Origin of the sequence: Cupriavidus sp. H39 (assembly GCF_050271075.1) — a bacterium.
Classification (GTDB): Bacteria; Pseudomonadota; Gammaproteobacteria; order Burkholderiales; family Burkholderiaceae; genus Cupriavidus; species Cupriavidus necator_B.
Genome location: NZ_CP189848.1, coordinates 1,358,400 through 1,376,351 on the forward strand (window position 1 = coordinate 1,358,400; position 17,952 = coordinate 1,376,351).

General features: G+C 70.7%; 11 protein-coding genes. 4 read left to right on the forward strand and 7 right to left on the reverse strand.

Annotation, left to right across the window (positions count from 1 at the left end; genetic code table 11):
* Window positions 1-93: 93 nt before the first annotated feature.
* Entirely contained in the window at window positions 94-1,149 is a 1,056-nt protein-coding gene (locus tag ACOCMH_RS21760; RefSeq protein ID WP_427312956.1) for a class I SAM-dependent methyltransferase, read from the forward strand.
* 26 nt (window positions 1,150-1,175) lie between these two features.
* Here the strand turns inward: ACOCMH_RS21760 and tldD are convergent, their stop codons facing one another.
* From tldD to ACOCMH_RS21775, 3 genes are all read right to left on the reverse strand, one after another.
* Window positions 1,176-2,636 (reverse strand): metalloprotease TldD, encoded by a 1,461-nt coding sequence (gene tldD / locus ACOCMH_RS21765; protein WP_427312957.1) that lies wholly within the window; start codon window positions 2,634-2,636, stop codon window positions 1,176-1,178.
* A gap of 96 nt (window positions 2,637-2,732) precedes the next feature.
* The gene (locus ACOCMH_RS21770) at window positions 2,733-3,560 is read right to left on the reverse strand and encodes a carbon-nitrogen hydrolase family protein (protein WP_427312958.1); all 828 of its coding nucleotides are present in this window, start codon (window positions 3,558-3,560) and stop codon (window positions 2,733-2,735) included.
* A 17-nt stretch (window positions 3,561-3,577) separates the two neighbouring features.
* A complete protein-coding gene (locus ACOCMH_RS21775; protein ID WP_427312959.1) occupies window positions 3,578-7,954 on the reverse strand; it encodes a YhdP family protein in 4,377 nt (1,458 codons plus the stop codon).
* A 174-nt stretch (window positions 7,955-8,128) separates the two neighbouring features.
* On the opposite strand from ACOCMH_RS21775, the gene glnE reads away from it, so the two are divergent.
* Both glnE and rrtA read left to right on the forward strand, forming a co-directional pair.
* Entirely contained in the window at window positions 8,129-11,119 is a 2,991-nt protein-coding gene (gene glnE / locus ACOCMH_RS21780; RefSeq protein WP_427312960.1) for a bifunctional [glutamate--ammonia ligase]-adenylyl-L-tyrosine phosphorylase/[glutamate--ammonia-ligase] adenylyltransferase, read from the forward strand.
* A complete protein-coding gene (gene rrtA / locus ACOCMH_RS21785) occupies window positions 11,109-11,753 on the forward strand; it encodes a rhombosortase (protein ID WP_427312961.1) in 645 nt (214 codons plus the stop codon). Before glnE ends, rrtA begins: the two co-directional genes overlap by 11 nt.
* 16 nt (window positions 11,754-11,769) lie before the next feature.
* On the opposite strand, the gene mprA is transcribed toward rrtA, so the two are convergent.
* The 4 genes from mprA to ACOCMH_RS21805 form a co-directional block, all read right to left on the reverse strand.
* Complete coding sequence (gene mprA / locus ACOCMH_RS21790) at window positions 11,770-13,401, reverse strand: MprA protease, GlyGly-CTERM protein-sorting domain-containing form (protein ID WP_427312962.1); 1,632 nt, start codon at window positions 13,399-13,401, stop codon at window positions 11,770-11,772.
* Window positions 13,402-13,552: 151 nt separating this feature from the next.
* A complete protein-coding gene (locus tag ACOCMH_RS21795; RefSeq protein WP_427312963.1) occupies window positions 13,553-13,999 on the reverse strand; it encodes a hypothetical protein in 447 nt (148 codons plus the stop codon).
* 76 nt (window positions 14,000-14,075) lie between these two features.
* The gene (gene recN / locus ACOCMH_RS21800; RefSeq protein ID WP_427312964.1) at window positions 14,076-15,827 is read right to left on the reverse strand and encodes a DNA repair protein RecN; all 1,752 of its coding nucleotides are present in this window, start codon (window positions 15,825-15,827) and stop codon (window positions 14,076-14,078) included.
* Between the two features lie 65 nt (window positions 15,828-15,892).
* Window positions 15,893-16,810: an NAD kinase gene (locus ACOCMH_RS21805; protein ID WP_427312965.1), complete on the reverse strand. Its 918-nt coding sequence runs from the start codon at window positions 16,808-16,810 to the stop codon at window positions 15,893-15,895.
* A gap of 102 nt (window positions 16,811-16,912) precedes the next feature.
* On the opposite strand from ACOCMH_RS21805, the gene hrcA reads away from it, so the two are divergent.
* Window positions 16,913-17,947: a heat-inducible transcriptional repressor HrcA gene (hrcA, locus tag ACOCMH_RS21810; RefSeq protein ID WP_171517605.1), complete on the forward strand. Its 1,035-nt coding sequence runs from the start codon at window positions 16,913-16,915 to the stop codon at window positions 17,945-17,947.
* Window positions 17,948-17,952 lie beyond the last annotated feature (5 nt).

A 17,952-nucleotide genomic window follows, 5' to 3' on the forward strand; every position in this document is an offset into this window, starting at 1 on the left:
GTCAGCCTGGTTTCCCCGTTGCTTTCGGGCTTTCCCCGACATAGGCGGGGGCTATATTTGAAAGCGGGGAGCCGTGGCACGGGGAGGTGCATCATGAGCGTCGATGAGGCGAGGCTGAATGCCTTTATGGAAAAATTCGTCGGCGATATCGGGGCGGTGATGCATGCCGCGACCGTGGTCGTCGGCGATGAACTCGGCCTCTACAAGGCCCTGGCGGAAAAACCGATGACCGTCGCCATGCTGGCGGCCAAGACCCATACCGACGAGCGCTACCTGCGCGAATGGCTGTCGGCGCAGGCCGCCAGCGGCTACGTCGACTACGACGCGAGCTCGTGCCAGTTCAGCCTGAACGAAGAGCAGGCCTATGCGCTGGCGCAGGAAGGCAGCCCGGCCTTCATCCCGGGGGCGTTCCAGATCGCCGTGGCGCAGTTCCGCGCGATTCCGAAGATGATCGACATCTTCCGCAATGGCCGCGGGCTGGGCTGGCATGAGCACGATCCCGCGCTGTTCCATGGCACCGAGCGCTTCTTCCGGCCCGGCTATGCGGCGCACCTGGTGTCGGAATGGATCCCGGCGCTGGACGGCATGGCGGCGCGGTTAAAAGCGGGGGCCATGGTGGCCGACGTGGGCTGCGGCCATGGCGCGTCGACCATCATCATGGCGCAGGCGTTTCCGGCGTCGCGCTTTGTCGGCTTCGACTACCACGAGCCGTCGGTGCGCCATGCCGCCGAAACCGCGCGCCGCGCCGGCGTGGCCGAGCGCGTGCGCTTCGAGGTGGCCAGCGCCAAGGACTATGGCGGCAAGGACTATGACCTGGTGGCGGTGTTCGACTGCCTGCACGATATGGGCGACCCGGTCGGCACCGCACGCCACGTGCTCGAGACCCTGCGCGCCGACGGCGCCTGGATGATCGTCGAGCCCTTCGCCAACGATGCGCTGGAGCAGAACCTGAACCCGGTGGGGCGGGTGTTCTATTCCGCCTCCACCTTCATCTGCACGCCCGCATCGCGCTCGCAGGAAGTCGGCCTGTGCCTGGGCGCGCAGGCGGGCGAGGCACGCATGCGCGCGGTGGCGCAGCAGGCGGGCTTCCGCAGCTTCCGCCGCGCGGCGCAGACGCCGTTCAACCTGGTGTATGAAGTGCGGCCGTGAGGGATGGCCGTCTTGCTTGCCTGGCCTCAGGCAGTCCCGCCCACCGTCATGTTCTCGATGCGCAGCGTCGGCTGCCCCACGCCCACCGGCACGCTCTGGCCTTCCTTGCCGCACACGCCGACGCCCGAGTCGAGGCGCATGTCGTTGCCGATCATGGTTACGTCCTTGAGCGATTCCGGGCCGTTGCCGACCAGCGTCGCGCCCTTGACCGGGTACGTGATCTTCCCGTCCTCGATCATGTAGGCCTCGCTGGCCGAGAACACGAACCTGCCATTGGTGATGTCCACCTGGCCGCCGCCGAAGTTGACCGCGTACAGGCCTTTCTTGACGCTGGCGATGATCTCCTGTGGGTCCTTGTCGCCGTTGAGCATGTAGGTGTTGGTCATGCGCGGCATCGGCAGCGCGGCATAGCTTTCGCGGCGCGCGTTGCCGGTGACCGGCATCTTCATCAGGCGCGCGTTGAGCGTGTCCTGGATATAGCCGCGCAGGATGCCATCCTCGATCAGCGTGGTGCACTGGGTCGGGTTGCCTTCGTCGTCCAGGTTGAGCGAGCCGCGGCGGTTGGCCAGCGTGCCGTCGTCGACCACGGTCACGCCCTTTGCCGCGACGCGTTCGCCCATGCGGCCGGCAAACGCCGACGAGCCCTTGCGGTTGAAGTCGCCTTCCAGCCCGTGGCCGACCGCTTCGTGCAGCAGCACGCCGGGCCAGCCCGGGCCCAGCACCACGGTCATCGCGCCGGCCGGGGCCGGGCGCGCATCCAGGTTGACCAGCGCCGACGACACGGCTTCATCCACGTATTGCTGCAGCAGGTCGTCGGTGAAATAGCCGTAGGCATAGCGGCCGCCACCGCCCGACGAGCCAATCTCGCGTCGCCCGCCCTGTTCGGCGATCACCGTGACCGAGACCCGCACCAGCGGGCGCACGTCGGCGGCGATCACGCCGTCGCTGCGCGCCACCAGCACCACGTCGTACTCGCCGGCCAGGCCTGCCATGACCTGGACCACGCGCGAATCCTTGGCGCGCGCCATCCGTTCGATGCGCTCCAGCAGCGCCACCTTCTCGGCCGCGCTCATCGAATCGAGCGGGTCGTTGGGCGCATACAGGTTGCGCCCCGCGTGCGTGGCCAGCTCGCCGGCCACCTGGACCCGGCCGCTGCCGGCGCGGCCGATGGTACGCGTGGCCGCGGCCGCCTGCGACAGCGCCGCCAGGCTGATGTCGTCCGAATAGGCAAAGGCGGTGCGGTCGCCCGAGACCGCGCGCACGCCCACGCCCTGGTCGATGCTGAAGCTGCCCGACTTGACGATGCCTTCTTCGAGGCTCCAGGCCTCGTTGCGGGTGTACTGGAAGTACAGGTCGGCGTAGTCGACCTTGTGCGTGAAGATATCGGCCAGCACGCGCTGGAGCCTGGCTTCGTCCAGGCCGTACGGCGCCAGCAGCAGTTGCTGCGCGGTGGCCAGGTTGCGGATTCCGAGATCGCCGGCGTTCATGAGAGGTCCTTTCTTCCTTGGGACGCGCCGGGGGGGCGGCGCGCCAAACTATCCTGTGGGCGAGGGCCATCCTGGACCCCCGCGCTTGCGTACATGCTACAGCACCCGGTGCCGCAGTGCCGGCAGGTTCTGCCGGACTTCCTCGAGCCGCGCCGGGTCGATCACGCCGCCGACCACGCCTTCGCCTTCGGGCAGCATCGCCAGCACTTCGCCCCACGGGTCCACCAGCATCGAATGGCCCCAGGTGCGCCGGCCGTTCTCGTGCTTGCCGCCCTGCGCCGCGGCCAGCACATAGCACTGGTTCTCGATGGCGCGGGCGCGCAGCAGGATTTCCCAGTGGGCCTGCCCGGTGGTGTAGGTGAAGGCGGCCGGCATCAGGATCAGGCTGGTGCCGCCATCCGCGGCAAGGCCGCGGTACAGCTCGGGAAAGCGCAGGTCGTAGCACACCGACATCGCCACGCGGCCGCATGGCGCATCGAAGCTGACGGGGGTGCGCCCGGCCAGGATGGTGCGCGACTCGTCGTAGCTTTCGGTGCCGCGGGTGAAGCCGAACAGGTGGATCTTGTCGTAGCGCGCCACGCGCTCGCCGTGCGGGTTGAAGGCGAGCGAAGTGTTGTACACGCGCTGCGGGTCGTCGCACCACATCGGCAGCGTGCCGCCGACCAGCCAGATGCCATGGCGGCGCGCCGCGTCGGCCAGGAACTGCTGTACCGGGCCGTCGCCATCGTGCTCGCGCACGGCGACCTTGTCGGATTCGGCGCGGCCCATCATGCAGAAGTACTCGGGCAGCAGCACCAGTTCGGCACCGCCGGCGGCGGCCTCGGCAATGCGCGCTTCGGCGCGCGCCAGGTTGGCGTCGAGCGAGGTGCCGGTCACGGTCTGGACCGCGGCAACGCGGAACGGGGCAGGGCTGGCTGGGGTCATGGGGGCGGCATCTTCTTCTAGCGCGGGAAGGCCGGGTCCGCGCGGTTCTGGAAGGTCGGGCCTTGCGCCTTATTGTCCTCCACTTTGCCGACCTGTGGGTTGGCCCAGCTGCCCGAGATCCGGTAGTGCTGGGTGAACATCTTGGAGAACTCGTCGGCGAACAGCAGTTGCGCGGCGAGCGTGCCGATGCCCAGCGCCGGGTTGATGAAGGCCGCGGCGATCGAGGTGGTGGTGGCGTTGATGCGCGGCACCACTGCCACGTGCAGGTCCTGCGTCTCGCGCAGCAGGTTGGCGCTGCCGCTCATGCTGGCAATGATCTGCGGGCTGCGCAGATGGAAGTCCTGGATCGTGCCGACCCCGTTTTCGATGGTGCCGCTGCCGGCGATGCGGTCGAACAGCAGCCCGCGCCCCGACAGCGTGCGGAAGTCCAGCGTGGCAAAGCGCAGCAGGCCCTGCAGGCTGAGCACGCCCAGCAGGCGCGCCGCGCCCGGCTCGACGCTGAGGATCTGGCCATTCTCCAGGTCCAGCGACAGCTTGCCGGTCAGCGTCGGGTAGTCGATCGACAGCGGCGAGCCGCGCCACGCCACGCGGCCCTCGAGCTTGCCCTTGCCGTCGCTGAGCGTATGCGGCAGCCCGAGCCGGTCCAGCGTGGCGCCGGCATCGCGCACATCGATGGCGAAGGACAGCAGCGTGCGGCGCTCGGCACTGGCGTCGGCGCGCAGGCGGCGCGGCACGCGCCAGCTGCCGTTGCCGGTCAGGGTGGCGCCGGGCTGTTCGATCTGCAGCTTGTCCAGGGTCCAGACCGGATCGGCGCCGCCCGCGCCGAGATCCGTATGCGCGTTGACCTCGAGCTTGCCGAAGTCGTGGCCGCGCAGCATGAACTGGTCGGCGACCAGGTCGATCGCGGGCAAGGCGTCGATGCTGCTGGCCAGGGCATCGACCACGTTGTGCTCGTCGTTGGCATCGGGCACGTTCAGGCGCGCCAGGCGCAGCCGCAGCGAGCCGGCGGCCGACGGCCCGCCGTGGCGCCACTGCACCGCGCCGGCAATCTGGCGCGAGTCGACCCGGGCGTTCCAGCCGTCGGCTTCGCGGCTGGCATCGAGCGAGACCTCGTCCAGCGTGCGGCCCATGCCGTGCAGCGTGCGCGCACGCAGCGCGATGCGGCTCGGCAGGAACGGCGAGGGCGGCTCGCCGGCGCCGGCAACGGCGCTGCTGCCGCTGCCGGCGTTGCCACCGGCGAAGGCTGCGCGCCAGGCATCGATATCGAGCTGGTCGACGGTGGCCGCGGCGCTGACGCCGGCGGCTGGCAGTGGCGCCGCCTGCTGCACGCCGATGCCGCCCGCCAGCACTTCGAAGCCGTTGCTGCCGCTGTCGCGGCGCAGCAGGTAGCGTGCATTGAGCACATTGCCCAGCTGCACCGACAGCTCGTCGGTGCCGGCACGGGCAGCGCCGGCGGCATTGGACGCATGCGTGGCCGGACGCAGCTCCACGCGCAGCGGCAGTGCCGGTGCGGCGGCCTTGGCCAGCGGCGCCGGCAGCTGCAGCGCCATGCCGTTGAGCTCCGTGTTCAGCTGGACCTGCACCTGGCGCTCGCGCACGGCGACCACCGCGCTGTAGCCGGTGCTGCCTTCCATCCGCGCTGCCAGGGGCGCCAGCGCCGTGCCCGCCGCGGCCTCGCGCAGCCCGGTGCCCGAGGCCTGGCCGCTGGCGCTCACGCGTGTGGTGCCGTCCGGCTGCGTGCCGCCGCCCAGGCGCACCTCGCCGCCAAGCAAGCGGGCGCGCAGGTTCTCCAGCCCGAAGCCATGCTCGTTGAAGGTGATGACGCCGCTGGCATTGCCCAGCGCGGGCAGTTGCGGGCTGAGCACGACATCGTTGCCAGGAAAGCGGAAGCGGCCATCGACCCGGGCCGCGTCGGCGTGCTCCAGCGGCATCTCGAGGCTGAGCTTCAGTTCGCCGTGGCCGCTGGCCTTGGCCGCGTCGGCCACGTGTCCCGTCCATTCGCGCACCGGCGAGGCGTTGATGTAGCGCACGAAGCCTTGCACCGGGCCCGCGGCGCTGCCGTCGATGGCCAGCTTGCCGCGCGGGCTCAGGTCGTCGATGCGGCCGCTGACCTCTTGCAGCGTGACGCCGGCAATGTCCTGCACCGTGGCCCGGCGCGCCAGGAAGGTCATGCCGGCGCGGTCGAACACCACGCGTCCGGCGATCTCGGTGAACACCGGCCATGGCGATGCGCCGCCCGCGGTGCCGGGGGCCGGCTCGTGCGGGGTTTGGGTGGAGTCATGCGGGGCGATCTGGTAGCTGACGTGTTCGATCGGCACCTCGACGCGGAACTCGCCGGCCTTCTCGTGCGGCGCCTGGAACGGGAAGTGGGCCAGATCGCCGCGCAGCACGAAGCTGACCCCCGCGGCTTCGCCGCCCGCGAGCGCGCCGGCCAGGTAGTGGCGGGTGCCGGCGGGAATGCTCAGCGGCAGGTAGCGCGGCACGCGCGCCACTTTGGCGCGGGTCATCTCGCCAGCCAGGTCGGCAATGCCCGAGACACCATCGCCGCCTTCCCGCCAGCTGCCGCGCACCGAGCCGGCCGCGTCGGCATTGGCAAAGCGCACGCTGTCCAGCGTCACCGCGAGCTTGCCGTTGCGGTGTTGCCAGCGCACCTCGCCGCCGATCTGGTCGAACGACAGGCGCGGGTCTTCGAACAGCCCCGGCAGCACCAGCGCCGCGTCGTTGCCCTCGAAGCGCGCAGTGCCCTGCTGGTCGTCGAAGGCAAAGGTGCCGGACAAATGCGAGAAGCCCGGCGTGCCCAGGCGCGGGTGGCCGGCGCCGTCCAGCGCCGGCACGGCGGGCTGGCCGTTGACGGAGACATCGCGCAGCGTGCCCTGGATGCTGTAGTGCGGCTTGCCGCCGCCGCGCTCGAGCATGCCGGCGCGCGCGCGGGTCCAGTTGACGTTGAGGTTGTCGAGGTGGCCGGCCGGCTGCAGCGCGCGCAGGCGGCGCAGCACCGCGGTGTCCAGCGGCATCGAGGTGGCCAGCGCACGGACCGTGTTCAGGTCCAGCGAGGGCGCCTTCAGCGAAAACTGGTTCAGGGTGCCGTCCCTGGCCCGGGCCCAGCCGATGGCGACCTTGCGCATGCCTTCGCGCCAGCTGCCGTCGGCCACGGGGGGTGCATTGCTGTGATCGGGCACCGCGGGCTGTTGGGCCTGCAGCGGCTGCCACAGCAGCGTGTCGACGGTCAGCAGGTTGCTGCCGTCGCGCTCGGTCCGGTGCAGCAGCAGGGCCTGTGCATTGGCCAGCCGCAGCGGCGCCTCGGCGCCGGCCAGTTGCAGGTCGACGCCGCTGGCACGCAGCCGGGTCTGGCTGCGCACGATGCGCCCCTGGCGGAATTCAATGCTGCCGTCGGTGCTGAAGGTGCCGCTGGCGACCCGCTCGAACATCGCCAGGTAGCGCTGCAGCACCGGCAGCTGCAACTGGCTGAGGTCCCAGGTGGCCTGGCCGGTCCAGTGGCGCCAGTTGCCGGCGCTGTGCAGGTAGTCGTCGCGGAAGGTGGAGCGCACCTCCAGCGGGCGCGGGCCCAGTGCCGGCGAGCGCGCTTCGAGGTGGAAGGTGTGGCGTGCGCCGTCGCGGCGGGTGTCTAGGCGGATTTCGCCGATGTCGAGCCGGGGCAGGCCTGCCTTCTCGTCGAGCCAGCGCAGCTTGCCGTCGGACAGCGCCACGCGTCCCTGCGACATCAGCCAGCCCAGGAAGCGGTCGTCGTCCTGCTGGCCGCCGGTGGCGTCGACCACCATGCCGCCGACCAGCAGGCGGCCCTCGGGGGTACGGCGCACCAGGATGTCGGTGCCGCTAGCGCTCAGGCTGACAAATTGCAGGTTCATGCTGACCAGCGAACGCCACGCCAGCTTGCCGTCCAGCGTGGCGGCCGACAGCAGCACGCGCTGCTGGGCGTCCACCGCGCTCAGGCCGCGGGCGCGGAAGGCGGGATGCCAGCCGTCCCAATACGTATCGAGCGAAGCGATCCTGACCTGGGCCGAGAGCGCCTGCGCGCCGCGCTGTTCCAGCCACTCGCGCGCGGCGGATGCCTGCGGCCACAGTACAAAGCGGATCAGCAGGCCCGCCGCCAGCGCCAGCATGGCCAGCACCAATGCCAGACGCAGCAGGGCGCGCCCCAGGCTGCGCCAGAACGGATGGCGCACGGCCGCCGCGGCGGTCCGGGCACCGGCGCGGGCCAGCCCCCGGGCGCGGGTCCAGCCGGAGGCCTGGGGCGAGGCGCCGGGGGCTTCAATGCCAGGGGGACTGCCGGGCCGCGCGGCAGGCAGTGTGGGCAGCGTGGTGGCGGCCTCGTGCCCGCCCGCGCCGCCATTGGGGGGAGAACCGTCAGCGGGTTGTGGGGCGCGGCTGGACATGCGCAGATTATCCGACAATACTAGCCGCTCTCCAATCTGGTGCCCGGCCGGCTGAAACAAGAACGCGCAAGCTGCGCGCACCGCGGGGGGCGATGGCACGTCCGCAGCGCGAGCAGCGGGGCGCAGCCGCGGGGTACCCCTGGCCGCACCTTTTCTCGCATTTCAAATACTGGAATGACTGCCTCTGATCCGACGAGTTCCGCCGCTGGCGACGCTGCCGACCAACATGGCGCGCGCGCCACCCCGGAACCCGCCCAAGCGGCGTCCGTCGCACCGGGGCAGGGCCCCGGTACCATGGCTGCCGGCGCCTTTGCCGTCACCGCGGCGCAGGCACTGCAGCCGGGCGCCGAAGGCACCCGGACAGGCGGCGACGTATTGTACTCGGCCGCGTACTCGCACTACGTGCGGCGCGTGCTGCAGGCCCGCCCCGACCTGCCGGAAATCCTCGCCGCCGCGGTGGCGCGGCCGCTCACGCGCGCCTGGATGGCAGCGCGGCTGCAGGCGCTGCACGCGCCTTCGGCCGACGCCGAAGACGCCGCCAAGCGCGCGCTGCGCCGTCTGCGCGCCGAGGTCATGTGCGCGGTGATCGAGCGCGACCTGCGCGGCCTGGCCACGCTGGGCGAGGTCACGGGCGCGATGACCGACCTGGCCGAACTGGCGATCCAGCATGGCCTGGCGGTGCTGGGCGACGATCTTGCCGCCACCTTCGGCCGCCCCGTCGGCGCCCACAGCGGCGAGGTGCAGGAACTGGTGGTGGTGGGCATGGGCAAGCTGGGCGGGCGCGAGCTCAATGTCTCGTCCGATATCGACCTGATCTTTCTCTACGACGAGGACGGCGACACCGAGGGCGGGCCACGCAGCCTGTCCAACCACGAGTACTTCATCCGCCTGGGCCGCCGGCTCATCAACCTGCTCGCCGACGTGACCGCCGACGGCTATGTGTTCCGCGTCGACATGCGGCTGCGCCCCAATGGCGATGCCGGTCCGCTGGCCTGCAGCCTGGGCATGCTCGAGGAATACCTGGTGGTGCAGGGCCGCGAGTGGGAACGCTATGCCTGGATCAAGGGGCGCGTGGTATCCGCGCTGGACTCGCCCCATGCGCAGCGTACCGCCGGCCTGCTGGCGCGGCTCACGACGCCGTTCGTGTTCCGGCGCTACCTGGACTACGGCGTGATCGCGGCGATCCGCTCGCTGCATGCGCAGATCCGCAGCGAGGCCGCCAAGCGCAGCGGCGGGCTGGCCGGGCATGGTGTCAACCAGCGCTCGTTCAATATCAAGCTGGGCCGCGGCGGCATCCGCGAGATCGAATTCATGGCGCAGGTGTTCCAGCTGATCCGCGGCGGACAGGATCCCGCGCTGCGCCTCCGGCCGACGCTGGAAGTGCTGGCGGTGGCGGTCGAACGCGGCCTGCTGCCCGCCGGCCAGGCCGCGCAGCTGGGCGATGCCTACCGCTTCCTGCGCCAGCTCGAACACCGGCTGCAATACCGCGATGACGCCCAGACCCACCACCTGCCGACTTCCGCCGACGAGCAGCTGGCGGTCGCGCAGATGATGGGCTGTGCCGACTGGCCAGCATTGCTGGCGCGGCTTGCCGAACTGCAGGAACCGGTCGCGCAGCAGTTCGAAGCCACCTTCTCCAACCCGGACGCCGGCCCATGCGAGGCCCTGTGGCCGGACCTCGTCATGGACGACAGCGCCGCGCGCGCGCAGGACAATCCGCGGCAAGACCCGTCGCACAGCGAAGCCGACAGCGCCGTGCCGTGCCAGCGGCTGCAGGCGGCCGGCTTTACCGACTGCAATGCGCTGCTGGACCGGCTGCGTGCGATTGCTGCGTCGCTGCGCTATCGCGCGCTGTCCGAATCCAGCCGCGCGCGCTTCGACCAGCTGGTCAACCGCGCGCTCGACCTGGCCGCGCGCCAGGACGACCCTGACAGCACCATCGGACGCTTCATCGATTTCCTCGAAGCGATCAGCCGGCGCGCCTCCTACCTGTCGCTGCTGTCCGAATACCCGCAGGCGATGGATCGCGTCGCGCAGACCCTACATGCCTCGCGCTGGGCCGCGGCCTACCTGACGCGCCATCCGCAACTGCTGGACGAACTGCTCGACAGCGACGCGCTGGCCGGTGCGCCCGACTGGGCCGCGTTCCGCAAGCGCCTGCATGAACGACTGCTCGCCGCCGAGGGCCAGGTCGAGCAGCAGATGGACATCCTGCGGCGCGAACACCATGTCGAGACCTTCCGCGTGCTGTTGCAGGACCTGCAGGGCATGCTGACGGTGGAGCAGGTGGCCGACCGCCTGTCGGACCTTGCCGATGCCATGCTCGAGGCGACGCTGGCGACGGTCTGGCGCCAGCTGGCCACGCGCCACCGCGAGGTGCCGCGCTTCGCCGTGATCGCGTACGGCCGGCTGGGCGGCAAGGAGCTGGGCTATGCGTCGGATCTGGACATCATCTTCCTGTACGACGACGAACACGAGCGCGCGCCCGAGGTCTATGCCGCCTATGCGCGCCGCCTGATCACCTGGCTCACCAGCCATACCGCGGCCGGCGCGCTGTTCGACGTCGATACGCGGCTGCGGCCCAATGGCGCGGCCGGCCTGCTGGTGACCAGCTTCGACGCGTTCCGCCGCTACCAGCTGCGCGAGGGCGACAACACCGCCTGGGTCTGGGAACACCAGGCGCTGACGCGCGCGCGCTTCTGCGCGGGCGATGCCGCCATCGGCGAGCGCTTCGAGGCGCTGCGCGCCGAGGTGCTGTGCCAGCAGCGCGACGCCGCGGCGCTGCGCGGCGAGATCGCGCAGATGCGCCGCAAGGTGGCCGAAGGCCATCCCAACCCGACCGACCTGTTCGACCTGAAACACGACCGCGGCGGCATGGTCGACATCGAATTCACAGTGCAGTACCTGGTACTGCTGCACAGCCGCGCCCATCCGCAGCTGACGCGCAACGCAGGCAATATCGCGCTGCTGCGCGAAGCCGGCGAGCTGGGCCTGATCGATGCCAAGCTGGCGCTGGCGGTGGGCGACGCCTACCGGCTGTTCCGTGCGCGCCAGCACCAGCTGCGCCTCGATGGCCAGGCCCATGCGCGCGTGGCGCCGGCAGCGATGGCGGCGCAGACCGCATCGGTACGCACGCTGTGGCGCGCCGTGTTCGGTGAGGACTGAGGCAGCAGGCCAGCCGGCAACGGCCGGCGCAACGTGGCCGGGACTGCTGGCGGCGATGGTGCTGGTGTGGGGTCTGTCCGCGGCCTTCACCTTCATCCCCGCGTGGCACGCGCACGGCCTGTACCTGCGCGACGCGGTGCGCGTGGACGGGCAGTGGTGGCGCCTGGCCACGGCGATGTGGGTGCACCTGGATGGCCATCACTGGCTGGCCGACATGCTCGCCGCCACCGGCGTGCTGGCGATCTGCGCGCGCGTGGCGCGGGTGCGCAGCCTGTTGCTGGTGCTGGTGACGTGCGGCATCGCGGTGCAGGTGGCGCTGCTGCGCGTGCCGGCGGTTGCCTGGTACGGCGGGCTCTCGGGCGCGCTGCACGGGCTGGCCTTGTGGGGATCCCTGGGGTTGCTGCGCGCGCCGGGACTCGCGCGCGCCACGGGGGTGCTGTTGTGCCTGGGCGTGCTGGCCAAGGTCTGGGTGGAACAGTCGTGGCTGGCGCCGGTGGTATTCGATCCGGCCTGGGGCTTTGGCGTGGTGCGGGCGGCGCACGCGGCCGGCGCCGTGGCCGGCTTGCTGTGCTGGGTGTTGCAGGAATGGTGGCTGGCCCGAAGGCCGGCGCCCAGCAACGGCGCCGCCGCCTGAGCCGCCCGGCGCGCTGCTAGAAGCGGCGCCGCAGCGCGAAGCCCAGCAGGCCGGACAGTGCGAGCAGCATCGCGGCCCAGAGGGGCACCGCGCCACCGCCGCCACCGCTGCTCGAGGCCGGCGCCGGCGCGGCCTCCGCCGGCGGCGTCGCCAGCGCCGCTACCAGCGCACCGTCGGCATCGAGCAGGCCTGCGCCGCACACGCCCGGATTGGTCGTGCAGAACGTGCCGGACGGATGCGGACGCGCCGAGCTCTTCAGCGCCGCCGTGACCTGCGCCGGCGTCAGCGCGCCATTGAGCGTGAACATCATCGACACCACCCCCGAGACCATCGGCGCGGCGAAGCTGGTGCCCGCGGACGACGTCACCACGTAGTTGCCGAGCGCGGTCTTGCCGTCGTTGCTCAGCGTGCGGATTACCGACGGCGTCACCGTGCAGCGGCCTTCCACCACCTGCGAGTTGCCGCAGCCTCCGCCCGGCGCGCTGAGCGCGACCTGCGGTCCGACATTGGCATAGCTGGCGTTCTCGCCGTCGTTGGCGTGCGCGGTGACCGCGATCACGCCGCTGCAGTCGGCCGGCGCTTCGACGGCGCCGCGGTTGTTGCCGGCCGCGGCCACCACCACCACGCCGCGCGCATTCAGGTCGTTGACCGCCTGCTGCTCGATGCTGCTGCAAGTGCCGCCGCCCAGGCTGATATTGACTACGCGCGCCGGCGTGGGGTTGTCCGGCACGTTCGGCACCGGCAGGCCGCCGGCCCAGCGCATGCCGTCGACGGTGTCGGACAGCAGGGCGCCGCAGCGTCCCGAGACCCGCACCGGCAGGATGCGCGCATTCCAGTCGACGCCCGCGATGTCGCGCGCGTTGCTGGTCTGCGCCCCCAGCACGCCGGCCACGCGCGTGCCATGCCAGCTGTTGTTGGTCGGATCGGTAATGGGCGTGGTGCTGCCCGGGCAGGTGAAGCCGGCGGGCAGGTTGTCGCCGGTGTCGGTCGGATCGCCGTCGCGGCCGTCGCCGTCGTTGGAGACCGTGGCCGTGCTGATGAAGTCGAAGCCGGGCAGCAGCCGTCCCGCCAGGTCGGGGTGAGGCAGGATGCCGGTATCCACCACCGCCACCACCATGCCGTTGCTGCCGCGCGTGCGGTCCCACGCGCGCGGCAGGTTGACGCCGCCGACGACGGTGCCGGTGCCCTTCAGGTACGGCTGGTTGACCTGGAACTCGGGGTCGTCGGGCAGGGTGTCGTGCAGCCGCAGCCAGCGGTCGGGCACGGCATCGGCCACGCGCGGGTCCTGGCGCAGCCGCGCCGCCGCGGCTTCGGGGTCGGCGGCAAAGGCGTCGGGGACTTGCAGCAGTTGCAGGTTGCCGCCCATGGCCCGGCGTGCCGTGACGGCGATGCCGGTGCGTTCGCTGAGCTGCTTGAGGGCTTCGGCGGCAGCCGGCGATTTGGTGGCGCCGTTGCCATCGATTGCGGTGGTGCCGTCGCGCCAGCGCACGATGATGTGGCCGGTATAGGCCGGAGCAGACTGCGCACCGGCGGCGAGTGCCGCGCTGGTCGGGACCGCGCCGCAGGCAGCTGCGGCGGCCAGGGCGAGGGCCCGCCAGCGGCGGGCCGCGAAGTTGCGGCAGAACACGGGCAGCGCGGATTGCGGCATGGATTTCTCCTCCCTGGGGCGTAGCGCGCACTGGCGGGGCCGGCGCGTGGGCATCTTATGTAGCGAATACGATCCCGCCGGGTTGTGCAAGGGCGGCTTCGGGATCGCCTGCGTTCGTTAATGCGGCATTCCGTACAGATTCAGACCCGTCCTAACGCGCCGGCATATCACGGCTGGGGGGAATATTGCGGCTGGGCTTGAGCAGCCGGTCCGGTTCGGCGGTCTCGATGCGCGGCGTGGCGCGCAGCGTGTCGACGGCCTGGTAGAGGGTGGCATCCGCCGACGGCGAAATCGCCGTGACCAGCCAGACCCCGCCCGACATCGGCCGCTTGACCACATAGCGGATCGGGCCCTTGATCTCGGCCAGCAGCTTGCCGGCATCTTCGGACAGGTCTACCGCGGGCGGCTTGAAGCGGACCATGATGTCGCCGAGCGACCGGTCATCGCTGATGCTGCCCGGCGGCGGCGCCGAGGCCTTAGGCTGCGCCTGGCAGCCGGACAGCGCCAGCAGGGCGGCCGAGGCGGCGGTGGCAATGGCCAGCACGGCGCGCAGCGAGAGGCGGGGCCGGTGGCCGGCGGACGGCGCTGGGCGGGTCATGGGGAAACTCCTGTCAGTGTATGGAATGGGCGATGGCTCGCAAGCGGGCGCAATGGGTTGCAATCGGTCGCGCCGCTCAACCAACCGCGGCGCGGCGGCCGCGCTTGCCGTCCTTGCCCGCGCGCGCGGGCTGGCTGGTGCCGCTGTCGGCCATGCCCTGCGCCAGCATCTCTTGCGCATGTTGCAGCGTGGTGGCGGTGACGGTGGCGCCGCCCAGCATGCGCGCGGTCTCGACCACGCGCCCGGCCGGGTCCAGCACGCGAATGCGCGACCGCGTGACCGAAGCTTCGGCCTCGGCCGTGGTTTCCTTGCTGACCAGCAGGTGCGTGCCGGCCTGCGCCGCCACCTGCGGCAGATGGGTCACGCACAGCACCTGGCGCGCGCGGCCCAGTTCCTGCAGGCGCCGGCCCACCACCTCGGCCACCGCGCCGCCGATGCCGGTATCGACCTCGTCGAAGATTAGCGTGGGCGTGGGTGAGGCTTCGCTGGTGATCACCGAGATCGCCAGGCTGATGCGCGCCAATTCGCCGCCGGACGCCACCCGGGCCAGCGGCCGCGCGCTGACGCCGGCGTGGCCGGCCACCAGGAACTCGACCTGCTCGAGGCCGTAGCTCTGGCCTTCGTCGAGCGGATTGAGCGCCGCGACAAAGCTGCCGCCCGCCATCGACAAGCCCTGCATGGCTTCGGTAACCGCGCCGGACAGTGCCTGCGCGGCGATCGTGCGGGCCTGGCTGAGATGCTGCGCCAGCGTCAGGTAGGCGGCCTTGGCCGCGGCCTCGCGCGCCATCACCTTGTTGAGGTCCTGCGCGGCCTGCAGGTCGTCGAGCTGCTGGCGGCGCGCGACCAGTTCATCGGGCAACTGCTCGGGCGGCAGGCGGTACTTGCGCGCGGTGGCGTGCAGCGCCTGCATGCGCTCTTCCACCACCTGCAGCCGCTCGGGGTCGAGTTCGAGCCGGTCGACATAGCGCGTCAGCGAGTGCGCGGCTTCCTCGGCCTGCAGCTGCGCCGGCTCGAGCGCGGCCAGCACGTCGCGCAGGGCGGGATCGACATCGGCCAGCTGCTGCAGCCGGTGCACGATGCCGTTGAGCGCCGACAGCACCGAACCGTCGGCCTCGGACAGCGCGTCGAGCGCGGCGCGGCTGCCGTCGATCAGGCCGGCGGCGTGCGAGAGCCGGTTGTACTCCGACTGGATCTCGTCCCATTCGCCTGGCTGCGGGTTGAGCTTGTCCAGCTCGCCGACCTGCCATTCGAGGCGTTCGCGTTCCAGCTGCATCTCGCGCGACTGGTGCTCCACCGCTTCGCGCTGGCGCACGCAGGCACGCCAGGCGCGCCAGGCCTCGGCCACCGCTGCGGCCTGCTGCGTCAGGCCGGCGTGGGCATCGAACAGCAGCCGCTGCGCATCGGGACGCAGCAGTTGCTGGTGCGCATGCTGGCCATGGATGTCGACCAGCTGGTCGCCTACTTCGCGCAGTTGCGCCAGCGTAGCGGCCGCGCCATTGATAAAGGCCTTGCTGCGACCACCGGCATCGACGGTACGGCGCAGCAGCACGGTCGGCACGCCGCCATCGTCTTCGCTGTTGAGCTCGCGCTCGGCCAGCCACGCATCCAGCGCCGGATGGGTCGAGAAGGTGGCGCTGACGCTGGCGCGCGGCGCGCCTTCGCGGACCACGCCGGCATCCGCGCGTTCGCCCAGCACCAGCGCCAGGGCGTCGATGAGGATCGACTTGCCGGCGCCGGTCTCGCCGGTGAAGACGGTAAAGCCGGTGGTGAAATCCAGGTCGAGCGTGTCGACGATGACGAAATCACGGATGGACAGGCTGCGCAGCATCGTGGCGGGAAGGGTAGTCGGTCCGATGAAGTTCGGGCTCGGGCTGAGGGGCGGCTGGATGGCGCTCAGAGGCGGTTGTCTTCGGACGGGTATTCGTGCCAGTGCAGTTTCTTGCGCAGCGTGGCGTAGTAGTTGTAGCCCACCGGGTGCAGCAGGTTGATGGTCTTTTCAGAGCGCCGCACCACGATGCGGTCGCCCGGCAGCAGCGAGGTCAGCGACTGCATGTCGAAGTTGACGCTGGCATCGCGCGCGCTGGCCACCTCGATGGTGACCTCGGCGTCGTGCGGCAGCACGATCGGCCGGTTGGACAGCGCGTGCGGGGCGATCGGCACCAGCACTACACCCGACAGCGTAGGATGCAGGATCGGCCCGCCGGCCGACAGCGCATAGGCGGTCGAGCCCGTGGCGGTCGACACGATCAGGCCGTCGGAGCGCTGGTTGTACATGAAGTGGCCGTCCACGGAAACCGCCAGCTCGACCATGCCGGAGATGCCGGAGCGGTTCACCACCACATCGTTCAGCGCCAGCGCGGCGAAGATGTCCATGTCGTCGCGCACCACCCGCGACGCCAGCAGCAGCCGGGTCTCTGACTCGTAGCGGCCGTCCAGCATGTCGGGCAGCACCGTGTGCGCGTCTTCCAGGGCAATATCGGTCATGAAGCCGAGCCGCCCGTGGTTCACGCCAATCAGGGGCACGTCGTGCCCGGCGAGCTGGCGGGCAAGGCCCAGCAGCGTGCCGTCGCCGCCCAGCACCACGGCCACGTCGGCCTCGCGGCCGATCTCTTCGGCGGACAGGGCGGGGTAGGCGGTCAGCCCGGTGGCCAGTGCGGTCTCGCGCTCGAACACCACGTCCTGGCCGTTGCGCAGGATGTAGGAGGCGATCTCCTCCAGGGGCCCTTCGATGCCGGCGGTGGAGTACCGGCCCACCAGGGCGACGGTCTTGAATGGAGTGCGCACGGCGCTGGCTTTGGGTGGGGCGGACATGCCGGGATTAGACCATACCGCCGCGACGGTTGTCAGCAGGCGCCGGCGGCCCTTCCGCCCCGGGCGCCAGAAGGTCCAAAACTTGCGTAAAATCGGGGCATCATGGATGAACGCTCCAAAACGCTGCTCAAGACCCTGATCGAGCGCTACATTGCCGAAGGTCAGCCGGTCGGCTCCCGCACCCTGTCGAAGTACTCGGGGCTGGACCTGTCGCCGGCGACGATCCGCAATGTGATGTCCGATCTGGAGGAAATGGGATTTATCTCCAGCCCGCACACGTCGGCCGGCCGGATCCCGACGCCGCGCGGCTACCGGCTGTTCGTCGATTCGATGCTGACCGCCAAGCCGCTCGAGCGCAACGCCGACCTGGCCGAGCTGACCGGCCAGATCCAGGACCAGCTGGGTGGCCAGCAACTGGGGCCGCAGCGCATGATCACGGCGGCCGCGCGCACGCTGTCCAACCTGTCGCACTTTGCCGGCGTGGTGATGACGCCGCGCCGCGCGCAGGCGTTCCGGCAGATCGAATTCATGCGGCTGTCGGAGAAGCGCATCCTGCTGATCATCGTCAGCCCCGAGGGCGACGTGCAGAACCGCATCATCCAGACCGAACTGCCGTACACGCCGGCCCAGCTGATCGAGGCAGCCAATTTCTTCAACTCGCACTATGCCGGCATGAGCTTCGACACCGTGCGCAGCCACCTGCGGCTGGAGCTGCAGGACCTGCGCCGCGACATGTCGCAGCTGATGCAGGCCGCGGTCGAGGCCGGCAGCACCGCCGAGGACGAGGACGACGACCACGTCTACATCAGCGGCGAGCGCAAGCTGCTCGAAGTCGACGACCTGGCCTCGAGCATGGACAAGCTGCGGCGCCTGTTCGACGTGTTCGAGCACAAGACCAGCCTGCTGCAGTTGCTGGACGTGTCCAGCCATGCGCAAGGCGTGCAGATCTTTATCGGCGGCGAAAGCCGGCTGGTGCCGATCGAAGACATGGCGGTCATCACCGCGCCGTATGAGGTCGACGGGCAGATCGTCGGCACGCTGGGCGTGATCGGGCCCACCCGCATGGCCTATGAACGCGTGATCCCGATCGTCGACATCACCGCGCGGCTGCTCTCCAGCGCGCTGAGCCAGAACTAGTGGTC

Coding starts and splice junctions, on each gene's coding strand:
- ACOCMH_RS21760 (WP_427312956.1), top strand. CDS start 94: ATGAGCGTCGATGAGGCGAGGCTGAATGCCTTTATGGAAAAATTCGTC.
- tldD (WP_427312957.1), bottom strand. CDS start 2,636: ATGAACGCCGGCGATCTCGGAATCCGCAACCTGGCCACCGCGCAGCAA.
- ACOCMH_RS21770 (WP_427312958.1), bottom strand. CDS start 3,560: ATGACCCCAGCCAGCCCTGCCCCGTTCCGCGTTGCCGCGGTCCAGACC.
- ACOCMH_RS21775 (WP_427312959.1), bottom strand. CDS start 7,954: ATGTCCAGCCGCGCCCCACAACCCGCTGACGGTTCTCCCCCCAATGGC.
- glnE (WP_427312960.1), top strand. CDS start 8,129: ATGACTGCCTCTGATCCGACGAGTTCCGCCGCTGGCGACGCTGCCGAC.
- mprA (WP_427312962.1), bottom strand. CDS start 13,401: ATGCCGCAATCCGCGCTGCCCGTGTTCTGCCGCAACTTCGCGGCCCGC.
- ACOCMH_RS21795 (WP_427312963.1), bottom strand. CDS start 13,999: ATGACCCGCCCAGCGCCGTCCGCCGGCCACCGGCCCCGCCTCTCGCTG.
- recN (WP_427312964.1), bottom strand. CDS start 15,827: ATGCTGCGCAGCCTGTCCATCCGTGATTTCGTCATCGTCGACACGCTC.
- ACOCMH_RS21805 (WP_427312965.1), bottom strand. CDS start 16,810: ATGTCCGCCCCACCCAAAGCCAGCGCCGTGCGCACTCCATTCAAGACC.
- hrcA (WP_171517605.1), top strand. CDS start 16,913: ATGGATGAACGCTCCAAAACGCTGCTCAAGACCCTGATCGAGCGCTAC.